This is a genomic window from Pseudomonas sp. BF-B-30 (assembly GCF_019956305.1).
GTDB classification, from domain to species: domain Bacteria; phylum Pseudomonadota; class Gammaproteobacteria; order Pseudomonadales; family Pseudomonadaceae; genus Aquipseudomonas; species Aquipseudomonas jessenii.
Genome location: NZ_JAHBDG010000021.1, coordinates 46,237 through 61,482, shown reverse-complemented (window position 1 = coordinate 61,482; position 15,246 = coordinate 46,237). Strand labels below are relative to the sequence as shown.

The window sequence follows — 15,246 nt, the reverse complement described above, 5'->3', positions numbered from 1 at the left end:
CAGTCAACACATAGGTTGAAAGTTAAGCAGCCTTCGCGAGCAAGCCCGCTCCCACAGGGGGGATGAGTGATGCCGAAGTTATTTGCTATTGGCCAGTGTGCTGTAGCTGGTCATCAGGTTGCGGTAATCCGGAATATGGTTGGAGAACAGGGTGCCCAACCCTTCGATGTCGTTGCGCCAGTCGCGGTGCAGTTCACAGGCCAGGCCGAACCAGGTCATCAGTTGCGCGCCCTGAGCGGTCATACGGTGCCACGCCGATTCGCGGGTCAGTTCGTTGAAGGTGCCGGACGCGTCGGTGACCACGAACACGTCAAAACCTTCGGCCAGCGCCGAAAGCGCCGGGAACGCCACGCACACCTCCGTCACCACACCGGCGATGATCAGTTGTTTCTTGCCAGTTGCCTTGATCGCCTTGACGAAATCTTCGTTGTCCCAGGCGTTGATCTGGCCCGGGCGAGCGATGTACGGCGCATCCGGAAAGAGTGCCTTGAGTTCGGGCACCAGCGGTCCGTTGGGACCGGTTTCGAAACTGGTGGTGAGGATGGTCGGCAGCTTGAAGTACTTGGCCAGGTCAGCCAGCGCCAGCACGTTGTTCTTGAATCGATCCGGATCGATGTCGCGCACCAGAGACAGCAGTCCCGCCTGATGATCAACCATCAAAACCGCGGCGTTGTCCTTGTCCAGACGCTTGTAGGAAGTAGTCATTGCAGTAGTCCTCGCATGTTATCGATGCCGATTGGAAATCGGCGTGGGGTAACCGGTTAGCGCTGGGAGTCCAGCGCTTCGTGTTCGTTCGCCACTTGCTGGGCCTTGAGGTAGCTCTCGATCAGCAACTGATAATGCGGCATGGCCTGGGCGTAGACAGCGGCCCACTGCTCGGCGTCCGGGCGGTTCCACGAGCCTTGCAGCTCAGAGAGCGTAGCCATGATGTCGATCAGCACCACCCCGGCCTGGGCCAGACGGGCAACGGTCAGATCAGTGGCCAGTTTCGAGTGGTTGCCGGAGGCGTCGACCACGGCAAACACCTTGTAGCCCTCATGCACGGCGGCGATGGACGGGAACGCCAGGCACACGCTGGTCAAGGTGCCGGCGATCACCAGGGTTTTCTTGCCGGTGGCTTTGACCGCCGCGTGAAACTCCGGGTTGTCCCAGGCGTTGATTTCACCTTTGCGCGCCACGTACTGCGCATGGGGCGCGGCCTCGTGGATTTCCGGGATCAACGGCCCGTTCGGCCCCTGGGGAACGGAAGCGGTGGTGATCACCGGCATCTTGAGCAGGGTCGCGGCCTTGGCCAGGGCAATGGCGTTGGCGCGCAATTGGGGCACGTCCATGTCCTTGACGATCTGGAACAGCCCGCTCTGGTGATCGATCAACAGCATTGCGCTGTCGTTGGGGTCGATGGTCGGTTTCTGGCCGTTGAAGTTGGCCGCGTGGACAGTGTTCATGTGCGTTTCCTCTTTCTTTTGGGCAACAGCCATCCCTGGCCTGAAAACCGGCCTACTCATCCTGTGTAGAGTCGGGTGTAAAAGCGTTGCGAACTAAGCGTGCATCCGGCCGAAGCGACCGGACTGGAAGTCGGCGAAGGCCTGGTGGATTTCTTGCTCGGTGTTCATCACGAACGGCCCGTGGCCGACGATCGGCTCGTCTATCGGTTCGCCGCTGAGCAACAGCACCACCGCATCTTCGCTGGCTTCGAGGCTCACCTGATCGCCCTTGCGGTCGAACAGGGCCAGTTGTCCCTGGCGCACCGATTCCAGGCCGTTGACCTGAACCGTGCCACGCAGAACCACCAGCGCGGTATTGCGCCCTTCATGCAGGTCAAGGGTGAGCAACTTGCCGGCATTCAAACGAATGTCCCACACGTCGACTGGGGTGAAGGTGCGCGCCGGGCCTTTGTGGCCATCGAACTCTCCGGCGATCAGGCGCAGGCTGCCGGCGTTGTCCTTCAAGGGGATGGCCGGGATGTCACGGTCGAGAATCGTCTGGTAGCCGGGGTCGGCCATTTTGTCCCTGGCCGGCAGGTTGACCCACAGTTGCACCATCTCCAGGGTGCCGCCGCTCTTGGCGAAACCTTCGGAGTGAAACTCTTCATGCAGGATCCCCGAGGCAGCGGTCATCCATTGCACATCGCCAGGGCCGATCTTGCCGCCACTACCGGTGGAGTCCCGGTGCTCCAGTTCGCCCTTGTAAACGATAGTCACGGTTTCGAAGCCACGATGAGGATGCTGACCAACGCCACGCCGTTCGGTGGTCGGGGTGAATTCAGCGGGGCCGGCGTGATCCAGCAACAGGAACGGGCTGATGTGCTTGCCCAGGTTGTCGTAGGAAAACAGCGTGCGAACCGGAAAACCGTCGCCAACCCAATGGGTTCGTGGACTGGTGTAGATACCGATGATGTTTTTCATGGTGTCTCCTGATGAGGTGAGTGAAGCCATGGACAAAGCTTAAAACCGTGACCTTTGCTGCGCTAGACTGCAAAAATCAGCTTTAGCGTTCTATTTGGAGAACGATGGTGGAAGACCTCAACACCCTCTACTACTTCACCCAAGTGGTGGAGCATCACGGTTTCGCCGCGGCCGGCCGGGCACTGGACATGCCCAAGTCCAAGCTCAGCCGACGCATTGCCGAGCTTGAAGAACGCCTCGGCGTGCGCCTGCTGCACCGCACCAGCCGGCATTGCTCCTTGACGGAAATCGGCCAGGCCTACTACCAGCGCTGCCTGGCCATGCGGGTGGAGGCGGAAAGCGCCGCCGAACTGATCGAACGCAATCGCTCCGAGCCTCAGGGCCTGGTGCGTGTCAGTTGCCCGACGGCGCTGCTCAATTCCTGGGTCGGGCCGATGCTGACCCGCTACATGCTCAAGTACCCGCTGGTGGAGTTGTTCATCGAGAGCACCAACCGCCGGGTCGACTTGATCCATGAGGGCTTCGACATTGCCCTGCGGGTACGTTTCCCCCCACTGGAAAACACCGACATGGTGATGAAGGTGCTGGGCAACAGCACCCAGAGCGTGGTCGGCAGCCCGGCCTTTTTATCGCGCCTGTCGACACCGGCCTCCCCGGCCGACCTCAGCGGTTTGCCGAGCCTGCACTGGGGCGCGGCGCAGCGCGAATATCAGTGGGAACTGTTCGGGGCCGATGGCAGCACCGCGATGATCCGGCATGCACCGCGCATGGTCACCGATGACCTGTTGGCCTTGCGCCATGCGGCGGTCGCCGGGATCGGCATCGTGCACCTGCCCAGTGTGGTGGTGCGCGATGAAATCGCTGCCGGGCAACTGGTGGAACTGGTGCCGGGCTGGGCACCGAAAAGCGGTGTCATCCATGCGATCTTCCCCTCGCGTCGGGGCCTGCTGCCTTCGGTGCGCACGTTGATCGATTTTCTTGGGGAGGAGTTCAGCCGCAGTGATATTGCTTAAGGGCGGGGTAAGGCTTTGGACCGAGTCGCCGCCTTCGCGAGCAAGCCCGCTCCCACAGGGATTCACTGCGTCCACAGCATTTGTGTACGACCCGGATCATTGTGGGAGCGAGCTTGCTCGCGATGGCGCCAGACCAGACACCTTCAATACATCGGTCTGACCCGATTCTTGACTTGCGGTAAACATTGCTTTGCCAATCCAGCGGTTTTTCTCACGGATACAGGCGCGGATACTGCCGCCCATTCCCACTGCAACCTCTGGAGTCTTCAATGTCTATTCCCGCTTTCGGCCTGGGTACGTTTCGCCTGCAAGGCCAGGTGGTCATCAATTCGGTGAGCACCGCCCTGGCGCTCGGCTACCGAGTGATCGATACCGCACAAATCTACGAGAACGAAGCCGACGTCGGCGAGGCTATCGCCGCCAGCGGCATCGCCCGGGAAGAGTTGTTCATCACCAGCAAGATCTGGGTCGCCAACCTGGCCGGTGATCGTCTGATCGACAGCTTGAAAGAAAGCCTGCGCAAACTGCAGACCGACTACCTGGACCTGACCCTGATCCACTGGCCGTCGCCGGACGATCAGGTGCCGGTCGAAGAATTCATGGGCGCCCTGCTCGAAGCCAAACACCTGGGCCTGACCCGGCAGATCGGCGTGTCCAACTTCACCATCGACCTGATGAAACAGGCGATCGCCGCCACGGGTGCCGAGCACATCGCCACCCACCAGATCGAACTGCACCCTTACTTGCAAAACCGCGAGGTCGTCGAGTTCGCACGCAGCCAGGGCATCGGCATCACCTCGTACATGACTCTGGCTTACGGTGAAGTCCTCAAGGATCCGCTCATCCAGCAGATCGCCGAACGTCTGCACGCAACACCGGCGCAGGTCACCCTGGCCTGGGCCATGCAATCGGGTTACGCCGTGATCCCGTCGTCCACTCGCCGGGCCAACCTTGAAAGCAACTTGAAGGCTCGCGAACTGACCTTGAGCGAAGCCGACATGGCGTTGATCGCAACGCTGGATCGCGGCCATCGCTTGACCAGCCCGAAAGGCATCGCACCGAACTGGGATTGAGCCTCAATCCTGCTCCAGATGCCGGTCCAGGCGGGCCATGGCTTGCTGTAGCTGGTCGACGGCGTCGTCGATCAGTGCCCCGCGGCCGTCATTGCACGCCTGCTCCAGTTGTTCGCAACACTCGACCAGGGCAAGCGCTCGCACCATCAGCGCCCCGCCCTTGATCCGGTGTGCCAGTTCCTGCAAGCCCGGGCGATTGCCGCCGGCATGCAAGGCCAGTAAATGCACGCGATCCTCGCGGTTGCTCAGCGCCAGATCGCGCAACAGTTGATCGATCAGCTCACGGTCCGCATCCGCAAAGCGCTCCAGCCCGCTCAAATCGAATTCGGCGACGCCTGGATCGTCGATTGCCTTTGAGGGTGCGCTGGAAAACCGCTGGGCGAGCCACGCCTGCAAATCCACCAGGCGAATGGGTTTGAACAGGCAATCGTCCATACCCGCGGCCTGGCATCGGACCTTCTCCTCGGCCTGCGCATTGGCGGTAAAGCCCAGAATCAGCGTCGCCGACAGCCCCTGCACCCGCTCTTGTTCACGTATTGCACCCGCCAATTCGTAACCACTGAGCACCGGCATGTTGCAGTCGGTGATGACCAGGTCGAACCCTTGCCCGCGCCACTGTTCAAGCCCCTGCGCCCCGTCTTCAGCCAGCACCACGCGATGGCCCAGATAGCTCAGCTGCCGCGAGAGCAACAGGCGATTGGCCGGATAATCGTCGACCACCAGAATCGACAACGCCCGGGTCGTGAGCTGCGCCGGATCCAGGGTCTTGCCCCCCGCGGGTAACGCTTGCAGGGCGGGCAGCACCAGGCTGATGTCCACCCGCGTCCCATGCCCAGGCTGACTGTCGAGTTGCAACCGGCCGCCCATCATTTCGCACAGGGTACGACTGATCACCAGACCCAGGCCGGATCCTTGCCGGGCGCTCTGCTGGTTGTTGCCCGCCTGCACGAACGGGCTGAACAGGCGTTGCTGGTCGAAAGCACTGATGCCGATGCCGCTGTCCTCGATCTGTACGCTGACGGCGAGGTGCGCCGGGGCTTGAGGTCGCACTCCCAGCGTCAGCTTCACCTGGCCTTCCCGGGTGAACTTGATCGCATTGCTCAGCAGATTCGACAGCACCTGTTTGAAGCGCGTGGGGTCGAGCATCACGTCACAGTCACTGTGTTCGTCGAGTTCGACCCGCCACTGCAGATTCTTCTGCACCGCCAGCCCTTCGAAAACCCGGCAGACCGACGTCACCAGCGCCTGCAGATTGACCCGCTCCGGCGCCAACGACAAATGCCCGGATTCGATCCGCGCGACGTCCAGAATGTCGCCGATCAAATCCAGCAATTGCTGCCCGGCGTTGGACGCCACCTCGATGGCGGCGCGGTCGGTCTCCCCTTCATCGGCCCGTTTCAGCGCCAGTTCGAGCATGCCGATCAAGGCGTTCATCGGCGTGCGGATTTCATGGCTCATGGTGGCCAGGAACGTGGTCTTGGCCCGGTTGGCGTCGTCCGCCGCGTCCTTGGCTTCCTGCAGTTGTCCGAGCAATTGCTGACGCTGGCGAATCTGGCGCCGCTGCCAGACGATCCCGGCCAACGCGAGCAACAGCAAGACACCCGCCACTGCAAACGCCTTCACGATCGCCTGCCGGTGTCGCAACCAGTAACTCTGCTCGACCATCGAGTCATAGCGCCAGGGCTGGGTCAGCTCGTCAATTTCTTCGGGAGGGATGCTCAACAGCGCCTTGTCCAGGATCGAATGCAGCTCGGTGGCCTCGCGACTGGTCGCCAGCGTGCTTCGTGCAGGGTCGGTGCCCACGGTGCTGGTCACTTGCAGGCGATCGCGATACTGCCGGGAAATCAGGTAACGGGCGCTGATCAAGGAGTTGATGCCGCCGTGGGTCTTGCCTTGGGCGACCATTTCCATGGCGTCCGTCGACAATGGTGCATCCACCAGCTGGATCAGCGGGTAATGCTGGCGAAGGTACTCGCCGACAATGTTGCCCTGGGTCAGTGCCAGGGTTCGCCCTGCCATGTCATCCAGCGTCCTGGGGCTGTCCGCGGCCACGCGGGTCACCAGCACCGAAGGGCTGCTCAGGAACGCCCGGGTGAACAGCAATTGATCTTCACGCTGGGAACTGAGGCCGATACCGGCCAGCACATCGATCTGCCCGCTCATGATGCCGGTCATCATCTCGGCTACCGATTTCATGCCCCGGATGTCGAATTGCAAGCCGGTGCGCAAACTGATTTTCGTCAGCACATCGACGCCAATACCGCGGAACTTGCCTTCGCTGTCGATAAATGAAATCGGCGGAATGTTTTCGTTGATCGCGACCCTCACCCGTGGGTGGCGTTCGAGCCAGCGTTGTTCGGCCACGCTCAATTGCAATGACTGGGTGCCGGGGATAGACACCCCGTTTGCCCCCCAACGACGCAGGATGTTCATTTGTTCATTGGTGGTGATGGCCGCCAGCGCCTTGTTGACGATGCGCAACAGCGAATCGTTGTCGCGGGCCATCGCAAAGGCAAAACGCCCGGACTCCATGGGCGAGAAGTCCGTCAGGTGTACGTTGTTCAGGTAATTTCTGCTGATCAGGTAATGGGCATTGATCGCATCGCCCAGGTAGACATCGGCCTGGCCGAAAGCCACGGCGCCCATCGCCGCCAATGTCGAAGGAAACAGCTGGACCTGCGCCCTGGAATAGAACTGTTGCACGCTGTATTCGGGCAGGTAGTGATACAGCATCACCAGCCGCTTGCCAGCCAGTGTCGGGTCGAGCACTGGAGGGAAATCGGTGCGCGTGACCAGCACCGGTTGATCGACCGCGTACGCGCTGGACATCTGTAACTGTGGATCTTCGGCTTCAAATCGATTGGCCGTTCCCAGCAGGTCTGCCCGCCCCTCCTTGATGGCCTGCACTGCATCGGCCCGCGACGGATAACATTCAACCTCGATGACAACGCTCAACAATTGTTCGAGCAACCCGGCGTAATCGGCTGTCAGGCCTTCGAACACCTTGCCCGCCGTGTTGAACTCGAAGGGCGGATAGTCCGGCGCCGAGACAGCCAGCACCAATCGGCCCTTTTGCTGTAGCCAGCGCGACTCGGTTTCCGACAACCTGACGCTCAGGCCTTCGACACTCGAGCGTCCCAACAGGGTCAACGACTGTTGCGCACAGACCGTCGATGCCCAGAGAAGAAGGCCGATCAGCACCCCACCTGCCAGTCGTCGGAGTGCGTTCATTCAGATCAGATGATTGCGCAGGGCGAAATCCCTCAAGTGCACCGACGAGCTCACGTTGAGCTTGAGGGTGAGTCGGGTCTTGTAGGTACTGACGGTCTTGTAGCTCAGATGCATGATCTCGGCGATTTCCAGGTTTTTCGACCCCCGGGCCAGGTACTGCAGAATGGTCAACTCACGATTGGACAGCCTGTCGATCAACTGCTTTTCGCTGCGTTGCAACTCCCCCATCGACACGGAACTGGAGGGAATCTGAGCGAAATAGGTGTAGCCGGCCATCACGCAATTCACCGCCGCCTTCAGGTCATCCAGGTCCTTGCTCTTGCAAACATAGGCAACAGCCCCGGCACGCATGCAGCGATCCTGATAGAACTGGGCCTCCAGTGAGGTGAACACCACCACGCGACATCGCATCTTTTCGGTCTTGATACGGTCCATCACCTCAAGCCCCGCCACACCGGGAAGGCCCAGATCAAGCAGCACGACATCAGGTTTATGCCCCCGGATCAACGACAAGACCTCATCGCCACGGCAGGCCTCGTAAATCCGCTTGAACCCTTCGCCCTTGAGTACGAGTTTGATCATGGAGCGAACCACCGGATGATCTTCCACAATCAGTGCTGACTTCATGACATCTCCCGTGCAAACCAACACGATCGGGCAAAAAATGCCCTCCAGGCACCGCAGCGGTTGGACACAACGCTGCGCATAGACTTTTGCATGGAAGGCTGCAAAGAACTACCTGACAGAAATGACAGTTCCGACGAACGGTAGCCGACGATCGACAGCACTCATCAGCTGCGTAATGCACGCCAGGTCAGGCAGGGCAGTCCGGCTGACCTGGACGTTGCCCGCGACGGGCGGCAACAGCGTCTGCTGTTCATTGAAGATAAACGCGTGATGAACCTGCGGGTTGTCGGCAAAAAAACTCAACGGGTCCAGCCCTTCGCTGGCCATCGCCCCGTTGATAAGCACCAGGTCCAAAGGCTCGCAACCGTACTCCACCAGTGGCAGGAGCTCGTCGAGGCTCTGCACCGGTGCTACGCGAAAGTAGCCGAGCTGATTGAACAGCCGCTCGATCCGCAGGCGGTTGAAGTGCTGCGCATCGGCGATCAGGATGCGCAAGGATTTGTTCGGCATGGTGACCTCCAAAAGGATGTCGATTTCAAGAGGTCGCAAAGCCTACGGAAGACCTTCCTGGGTTTATGTAGGAATTTTCCTAAATAAATGCCGGTTAGTCTGACGCTTGCCAGGGAAACCTTGGCCCTTACTCCGTGGTACTCGGACTCCAGAACGCCTGCACCACCAGGGTCGAGGTCGAAATCCGTGCCACCAGCGCATCCAGCTCATCACCATCGACCGAAGTGGTGGCCAGGGTGGCTTCGATTTCAATTTCATCCGTGCCGAAGGCGTGCACATCGACATCGCTGGCCGGGTAGTTGCTGCGTTCCAGCTCGGCTTCGAGCAAGGCCAGCACGGCTTTCTGCTGTGTGCGTCGGGCGATGACATAGACGATGTTGGTGACCTCCGCCGAAATCACATCCAGCGGCTGACGGTTGATGTTGTTGACGATCGGCCGCAGCAAGGTGTTGGCCGCGAGCACAAACAAGGTGCCAAGCAGCGCCTCGGCCAGCAGGTCGGCACCGGCGCAGGCACCGACTGCCGCCGAGGTCCAGAGCGTGGCGGCCGTGTTGAGACCGCGCACGTTGCCCTCTTCGCGCATGATCACCCCGGCACCGAGGAAGCCGATGCCGGAAACTACATAAGCTACGACCCGCACGGCACCTTCGGCACCGGCGAGACGGTTGGCCATGTCGACGAAAATCGCCGCGCCCACCGCCACCAGCACGTTGGTGCGCAGGCCGGCGGTGCGCTGCCGGTACTGGCGCTCGAAACCGATCAGGCCACCGAGGATGAAGGCCGCGCTGAGGCTGACCAGGGTGTCGAGCAGGGAGGTCAGGTTGAGGTTGTTCAGTGCTTGCATGATGAATCCCTTGAAAAACACACGGCCCCTGTGGGAGCGGGCTTGCTCGCGAAAGCGATGTATCAGTCACCATCATCATTGACTGACCCACCGCTTTCGCGAGCAAGCCCGCTCCCACAAGGACATTGTTGTACTGCGGCTTTATTGCCAGCCAAACCGGCGAATGTAGAACCCCTTCACCGCCTGGGTCAGCGCCATGTACGCCAGCAGGATCACCGGCAGGAACACGAAATACAGCGAAGGCAACGCCTGCAATTTGAAGTAATGGGCCAACGGTCCCATCGGCAGGAAAATCCCCACGGCCATGATCAGCCCGGTCATCACCAGCAAGGGCATGGCCGCGCGGCTTTGCAGGAACGGGATCTTCGGCGTGCGGATCATGTGCACGATCAGCGTCTGGGTCAGCAGCCCGACCACGAACCAGCCGGACTGGAACAGGGTCTGGTGATCCGGGGTGTTGGCATCGAACACGTACCACATCAAGGCAAACGTGGTGATGTCGAAGATCGAACTGATCGGCCCGAAAAACAGCATGAAGCGCCCGACATCCGCTGGCTGCCAGCGCTGCGGTTGCTTGAGCATTTCGTCATCGACGTTATCGAACGGAATGGCGATCTGCGAAATGTCATAGAGCAGGTTCTGCACCAGCAGGTGCATCGGCAGCATCGGCAGGAACGGGATGAACGCACTGGCCACCAGCACCGAGAACACGTTGCCGAAGTTCGAACTGGCGGTCATCTTGATGTACTTGAGCATGTTGGCGAAGGTCCGGCGCCCTTCCAGCACACCCTCCTCCAGCACCATCAGGCTCTTTTCCAGCAGGATGATATCGGCCGCTTCTTTGGCGATGTCCACGGCGCTGTCCACCGAAATACCGATGTCGGCGGTACGCAGGGCCGGGGCGTCGTTGATGCCGTCGCCCATGAAACCGACCACATGGCCGTTGCCCTTGAGCAGACGGACAATGCGCTCCTTGTGCGAGGGCGTCAGTTTGGCGAAGACGTTGGTGGTCTCCACGGCTTTCGCCAGTTCGGCGTCGCTCATGCGTTCAATGTCATTGCCCATCAGCAGGCCCTGCTGCTCCAGGCCGACTTCGCGGCAGATTTTCGCCGTCACCAGTTCGTTGTCGCCGGTCAGCACTTTCACCGCCACGCCATGGGCGGCCAGGGCCTTGATGGCCGGTGCGGTGCTTTCTTTCGGCGGATCGAGAAATGCCACGTAACCGATCAGCGTCAGTGCCTGTTCGTCGGCCAGGCTGTAGGTATCGCGGCCTTCGACCATTGGCCGTGCCGCTACCGCAACCACCCGCAGGCCCTCGGCGTTGAACGTGGCCGTGACCTGACGGATGCGCGCCAGCAGTTCTTCGGTCAAGGCCTCATCGACTTCGCCATGACGCACCCGCGAGCACACCGCCAGCACCTCTTCCACTGCGCCCTTGCAGATCAGCAAGTGCGGTTGATCGCGCTCGGCGACCACCACCGACATGCGCCGGCGGGTGAAGTCGAACGGAATCTCGTCGACCTTGCGAAACGCCGTGCCGACCTTCAGTTCACGATGGATCTCGACGTGTTCGAGCACCGCCACATCCAGCAGGTTTTTCAGTCCGGTCTGGTAGTAGCTGTTGAGGTAGGCCATTTCCAGCACGTCATCGGAGTCATGGCCCCAGACATCGACGTTGCGCGCCAGGAAGATCTTGTCCTGGGTCAGGGTGCCGGTCTTGTCGGTGCACAGCACGTCCATGGCGCCGAAGTTCTGGATAGCGTCGAGGCGTTTGACGATGACTTTCTTGCGCGACAGGAACACCGCGCCCTTGGCCAGGGTCGAGGTGACGATCATCGGCAGCATCTCCGGGGTCAGGCCCACGGCAATCGACAGCGCAAACAGCAGCGCTTCGGTCCAGTCGCCCTTGGTGAAACCGTTGATGAACAACACCAGCGGCGCCATCACGAACATGAAGCGGATCAGCAGCCAGCTGACTTTGTTGACCCCGGTCTGGAACGAAGTCGGTGCCCGGTCAGTGGCGCCGACCCGCTGGGCCAGGGCACCGAAATAGGTGCTGTTGCCGGTGGTAATGATCACCGCCATGGCCGTGCCGGACACCACGTTGGTGCCCATGAACAGGATGTTGTCCAGGTCCAGGGGATTGAGCGTGTCACGGTCCTGCTGGCGGGGAAACTTTTCCACCGGCATCGATTCGCCGGTCATGGCTGCCTGGCTGACGAACAGGTCCTTGGCGCTGAGCACCCGGCAATCGGCGGGAATCATGTCGCCGGCAGACAACACGATCAGATCGCCCGGCACCAGGTGCCTGATCGGCAATTCGATACGCTGCGCGCCGCGGTCCTCAAGGTCCCGGCGCATCACCGTGGCGGTGTTGCTGACCATCGCCTTGAGGGCATCGGCGGCCTGGTTGGATTTGGTTTCCTGCCAGAAACGCAGGAAGGTCGAGAGCACCACCATGGAGAAAATCACGATGGCGGCTTTCATGTCTTCGGTCAGCCAGGAGATGACCGCCAGCAACGTCAGCAGCAGGTTGAACGGATTCTTGTAGCAGTGCCACAGGTGCATCCACCAAGGCAGTGGTTGTTCGTGCTCGACTTCATTGAGGCCGAACTGCTCGCGCAAGGCATCGGCTTCAAGCTCGCTCAAGCCGTCGGTGTGACTGCCCAGGGTGTTGAGCAATTGACCCGTGTCGCTGCCGGCAGCGGCCACCAGGGTTTGCGCCAGGCTGGGCGGGACTTCACGGCTGACCGTGGTGTCGGTGAAGGTTTCCAGCAACGCCAGGCTACGGAAGTGCCGGGCGATGTGGCGGTTACGCAGGAAGCCTGCGAAGAATTCCTTGAGGTTAAGTTTCATGGCTGGTGCCCCTTTGGTCAGCCGGGAAACCGTCGAGCAGGCGGGTCCACGCCTCTTGCGCCGGAACAACCGGCAAAGCAAGGCCTGGCACGCCGGTCACGAATGACAGGCGTGTCGATAGAGCGGCGGCCACGACAACAAGTCGAAACCACGCACTGTTCAGCGTCGATGAGAGGGACGTCGGGACACGGCCAGGACGGGCCATGATCGGGATGCCGCTGCTCGCTTGTCGGCGAGACAACGGCACAGGAGACTGCGCGTTATCTTGCCGAGAAAATGCCGGTTACCGAGACCGGCCGACAACTGTCACTCGAACAAGTACCCACTGTGGGTCTCCGTAATGGATGAAAACGCGCGAAGCTTACGCCCCGAAGTTTGGAGAGTAAACCCGCTATAAAAGCTTGCCGGGGGGAATCGCGGGGTTCTTCAGGAAGGGTTCAGGATTCAACATTTGCGGTGTTCTTTCTGGCCTCTTCGCGAGCAAGCCCGTTCCCACAATTGATCTGTGAACACAGGTCAAAATGTGGGAGCGGGCTTGCTCGCGAAGAGGGCCTTACAGCCACCGAAAATCTCAGCTCGCCGTCGCCAACAACAAATCCACCACCGACCGGCCATGCCCGCGATGCTTGCCATGCTCATACAGTGAAGCGGCAATCTCATCGGCACGAATCGGCAGGATCGACAGCAAGGTGTCGCTCAGCCCATGGCTGGCCTGGCAAAAGCCCTGCATGTAGAGGCCGGCCTTGCAGCGTTCATCGGTGATCAGTTTGTAGTTGCGATCGACCTCGAAATCACCCAGGTACTCTTCGAGCGGTGCCAGCAGCTTGCGGTGCATCTGCCGCTCGTAACCGGTGGCCAGCACCACAGCGTCGTAGTGACGCACCGAGACTTCGCCGGTGGCGTTGTTGCGCAACACCAGTTCGATGCCCCGTTCGTTGGCGGTGGCCTTTTCGATGGTGGTCAGGGTGTGGAACGCATGACGGGCGATGCCCGAGACCTTCTGCCGATAGAAGATGCCGTAGATTCGCTCGATCAGATCGATGTCCACCACCGAGTAGTTGGTGTTGTGGTACTCGTTCACCAGCCGCTCGCGCTCGCTGCCTGGCTGCTGGAACACCAGGTCGGTGAACTCCGGGGAAAACACTTCGTTGACGAAGGGGCTGTCGTCGGCCGGCTTGAGTGCCGAGCCGCGCAGGATCATGTCCACCTGCACTGACGGGAAGCTGTCGTTCAAATCGATGAAGGCCTCTGCCGCGCTCTGCCCGCCTCCGATGATCGCGATGCTCATCGGCCGGTTGTCCACGCACGGCTGCTTGGCCATCTGCGCCAGGTACTGGGAGTGATGGAACACCCGGCCGTCATCCCTGAGTGCCTTGAATACCTCGGGAATACGTGGCGTGCCACCGGCGCTGACCACCACCGACCGGGTGGTGCGCACCTGCTGATGCCCGGTCGCATCGCGGGAAATCACCCGCAACGCCTCGACCTGATGGTTGTGCAGCACCGGCTCGATGGTCAGCACTTCTTCGCCGTAGCGGCTTTGCGCGGTGAACTGCCCGGCGACCCACCGCAGATAGTCGTTGTACTCCATGCGGCACGGATAGAAGGTGCCCAGGTTGATGAAGTCCACCAGGCGCCCGTGGGCCTTGAGGTAATTGACGAACGAGTAAGGGCTGGTCGGATTGCGCAGGGTCACCAGGTCCTTGAGGAAGGAAATCTGCAACTCGCTCTGGGTCACCAGGGTGTTGCCGTGCCAGCGGTAGTCGGCCTGCTTGTCGAGAAACAGCACATCCAGGTTGCCCTGGCTCGCCCCGCGCTCTTGCAGTGCGATGGCCAGTGCCAGGTTCGAGGGGCCGAAACCGACGCCGATCAGGTCGTGAACGAGGGGCGATGCAATTGCCTGTGTCATTTCCAGTGTCCTCTGGATGTTCCCCTCAGAAGCGGGGGCATTGAACCTAAGTGACCTGACCGACCAAGGGCCGCACAACAGGTCGTCTGTTGAGTAGGAACGAGGACCGTGAAAAAAAATTTAACCGCGCAGGCTCACTGGGTGTCCCACTGTCGCATCCGTATACGGCAATGCTTCATGGCATTGACGATGTGCTTCTCGACCATTGCCCGGGAAATGCCCAGTTGCTCGGCAATTTGCGGATGGGACAGGCCTTCGATCTTGCGCAGCAGGAAACTCTCGCGGCACAACCTCGGCAACTCCGCCAGGGCACACTGGAGCATTTCCAGACGCTGGCCATGATCGAGCAAGTTATGCGGTGAAGGGGTGAAATAGCGCTCTTCATTGTCGAGCACGTCAAGAGGTTCGGCCTGACGCAGGGTGTTGCGCCGATGGTCGTCGATAACCAGGTTGAGCGCGGTGCGATAAAGGAACGCCCGGGGCTGCTCGATCGGCGTATCACTGGAACGCTCCAGGACACGCAGATAAGCGTCATGCACCACATCTTCGGCCACCTGACGGTTGCCCAGCCTGGCGTTCAGGAAACACACCAGTTCGCGATAGTAGTTTTCCAACATGACTCCCGTCCGCACGGGGGTGCGGTTTCTGTCCTTGAGCCTTTTGCGCGACCGTTGAAATAAACAGTGGCACGATAATGGCAGTTCGAGTCGCGTAATTTATAGTAATTCTCATATAGATTTAAAATACTGCTTCAACTTGCCTGATAAATAGCTCTAAT

Annotated in this window: 12 protein-coding genes; 2 read left to right on the top strand and 10 right to left on the bottom strand. The window is 60.5% G+C overall.

The window, feature by feature from the left end; all coding sequences use genetic code 11:
* Window positions 1-78: 78 nt before the first annotated feature.
* The 3 genes from ycaC to KGB29_RS12720 all read right to left on the bottom strand — a co-directional run bounded on the left by ycaC (window position 79) and on the right by KGB29_RS12720 (window position 2,405).
* Window positions 79-705, bottom strand: a complete 627-nt coding sequence (ycaC, locus tag KGB29_RS12730) for an isochorismate family cysteine hydrolase YcaC (protein WP_150814187.1) — start codon at window positions 703-705, stop codon at window positions 79-81.
* A gap of 56 nt (window positions 706-761) precedes the next feature.
* Window positions 762-1,445 (bottom strand): isochorismatase family protein, encoded by a 684-nt coding sequence (locus KGB29_RS12725; protein ID WP_150814188.1) that lies wholly within the window; start codon window positions 1,443-1,445, stop codon window positions 762-764.
* Between the two features lie 93 nt (window positions 1,446-1,538).
* Complete coding sequence (locus KGB29_RS12720; RefSeq protein ID WP_150814189.1) at window positions 1,539-2,405, bottom strand: pirin family protein; 867 nt, start codon at window positions 2,403-2,405, stop codon at window positions 1,539-1,541.
* A gap of 104 nt (window positions 2,406-2,509) precedes the next feature.
* Between KGB29_RS12720 and KGB29_RS12715 the strand changes: the two genes are divergently transcribed.
* Entirely contained in the window at window positions 2,510-3,418 is a 909-nt protein-coding gene (locus KGB29_RS12715; RefSeq protein ID WP_057713960.1) for a LysR family transcriptional regulator, read from the top strand.
* Between the two features lie 269 nt (window positions 3,419-3,687).
* A complete protein-coding gene (gene dkgB / locus KGB29_RS12710) occupies window positions 3,688-4,491 on the top strand; it encodes a 2,5-didehydrogluconate reductase DkgB (protein WP_150814190.1) in 804 nt (267 codons plus the stop codon).
* A gap of 3 nt (window positions 4,492-4,494) precedes the next feature.
* On the opposite strand, the gene KGB29_RS12705 is transcribed toward dkgB, so the two are convergent.
* The 7 genes from KGB29_RS12705 to KGB29_RS12675 form a co-directional block, all read right to left on the bottom strand.
* A complete protein-coding gene (locus tag KGB29_RS12705; protein ID WP_150814191.1) occupies window positions 4,495-7,722 on the bottom strand; it encodes a transporter substrate-binding domain-containing protein in 3,228 nt (1,075 codons plus the stop codon).
* The gene (locus tag KGB29_RS12700; RefSeq protein WP_150814192.1) at window positions 7,723-8,349 is read right to left on the bottom strand and encodes a response regulator transcription factor; all 627 of its coding nucleotides are present in this window, start codon (window positions 8,347-8,349) and stop codon (window positions 7,723-7,725) included. It lies immediately after the preceding gene.
* A gap of 108 nt (window positions 8,350-8,457) precedes the next feature.
* Window positions 8,458-8,859, bottom strand: coding sequence for a chemotaxis protein CheY (locus KGB29_RS12695; protein WP_150814193.1), 402 nt, complete (start codon window positions 8,857-8,859; stop codon window positions 8,458-8,460).
* A 127-nt stretch (window positions 8,860-8,986) separates the two neighbouring features.
* On the bottom strand, window positions 8,987-9,703 hold the full coding sequence (locus KGB29_RS12690) for an MgtC/SapB family protein (protein WP_057713955.1): 717 nt from the start codon (window positions 9,701-9,703) through the stop codon (window positions 8,987-8,989).
* A 141-nt stretch (window positions 9,704-9,844) separates the two neighbouring features.
* Entirely contained in the window at window positions 9,845-12,559 is a 2,715-nt protein-coding gene (gene mgtA, locus KGB29_RS12685) for a magnesium-translocating P-type ATPase (protein WP_150814194.1), read from the bottom strand.
* Window positions 12,560-13,130: 571 nt separating this feature from the next.
* Window positions 13,131-14,468, bottom strand: a complete 1,338-nt coding sequence (locus tag KGB29_RS12680; RefSeq protein ID WP_150814195.1) for a lysine N(6)-hydroxylase/L-ornithine N(5)-oxygenase family protein — start codon at window positions 14,466-14,468, stop codon at window positions 13,131-13,133.
* A 134-nt stretch (window positions 14,469-14,602) separates the two neighbouring features.
* The gene (locus tag KGB29_RS12675; RefSeq protein ID WP_150814196.1) at window positions 14,603-15,085 is read right to left on the bottom strand and encodes a sigma-70 family RNA polymerase sigma factor; all 483 of its coding nucleotides are present in this window, start codon (window positions 15,083-15,085) and stop codon (window positions 14,603-14,605) included.
* Between the last annotated feature and the right edge of the window lie 161 nt (window positions 15,086-15,246).

Bases quoted from the DNA above. Each gene is read 5' to 3' on its own strand.
- ycaC (WP_150814187.1), bottom strand. From the start codon at position 705: ATGACTACTTCCTACAAGCGTCTGGACAAGGACAACGCCGCGGTTTTG.
- KGB29_RS12725 (WP_150814188.1), bottom strand. From the start codon at position 1,445: ATGAACACTGTCCACGCGGCCAACTTCAACGGCCAGAAACCGACCATC.
- KGB29_RS12720 (WP_150814189.1), bottom strand. From the start codon at position 2,405: ATGAAAAACATCATCGGTATCTACACCAGTCCACGAACCCATTGGGTT.
- KGB29_RS12715 (WP_057713960.1), top strand. From the start codon at position 2,510: ATGGTGGAAGACCTCAACACCCTCTACTACTTCACCCAAGTGGTGGAG.
- dkgB (WP_150814190.1), top strand. From the start codon at position 3,688: ATGTCTATTCCCGCTTTCGGCCTGGGTACGTTTCGCCTGCAAGGCCAG.
- KGB29_RS12705 (WP_150814191.1), bottom strand. From the start codon at position 7,722: ATGAACGCACTCCGACGACTGGCAGGTGGGGTGCTGATCGGCCTTCTT.
- KGB29_RS12700 (WP_150814192.1), bottom strand. From the start codon at position 8,349: ATGAAGTCAGCACTGATTGTGGAAGATCATCCGGTGGTTCGCTCCATG.
- KGB29_RS12695 (WP_150814193.1), bottom strand. From the start codon at position 8,859: ATGCCGAACAAATCCTTGCGCATCCTGATCGCCGATGCGCAGCACTTC.
- KGB29_RS12690 (WP_057713955.1), bottom strand. From the start codon at position 9,703: ATGCAAGCACTGAACAACCTCAACCTGACCTCCCTGCTCGACACCCTG.
- mgtA (WP_150814194.1), bottom strand. From the start codon at position 12,559: ATGAAACTTAACCTCAAGGAATTCTTCGCAGGCTTCCTGCGTAACCGC.
- KGB29_RS12680 (WP_150814195.1), bottom strand. From the start codon at position 14,468: ATGACACAGGCAATTGCATCGCCCCTCGTTCACGACCTGATCGGCGTC.
- KGB29_RS12675 (WP_150814196.1), bottom strand. From the start codon at position 15,085: ATGTTGGAAAACTACTATCGCGAACTGGTGTGTTTCCTGAACGCCAGG.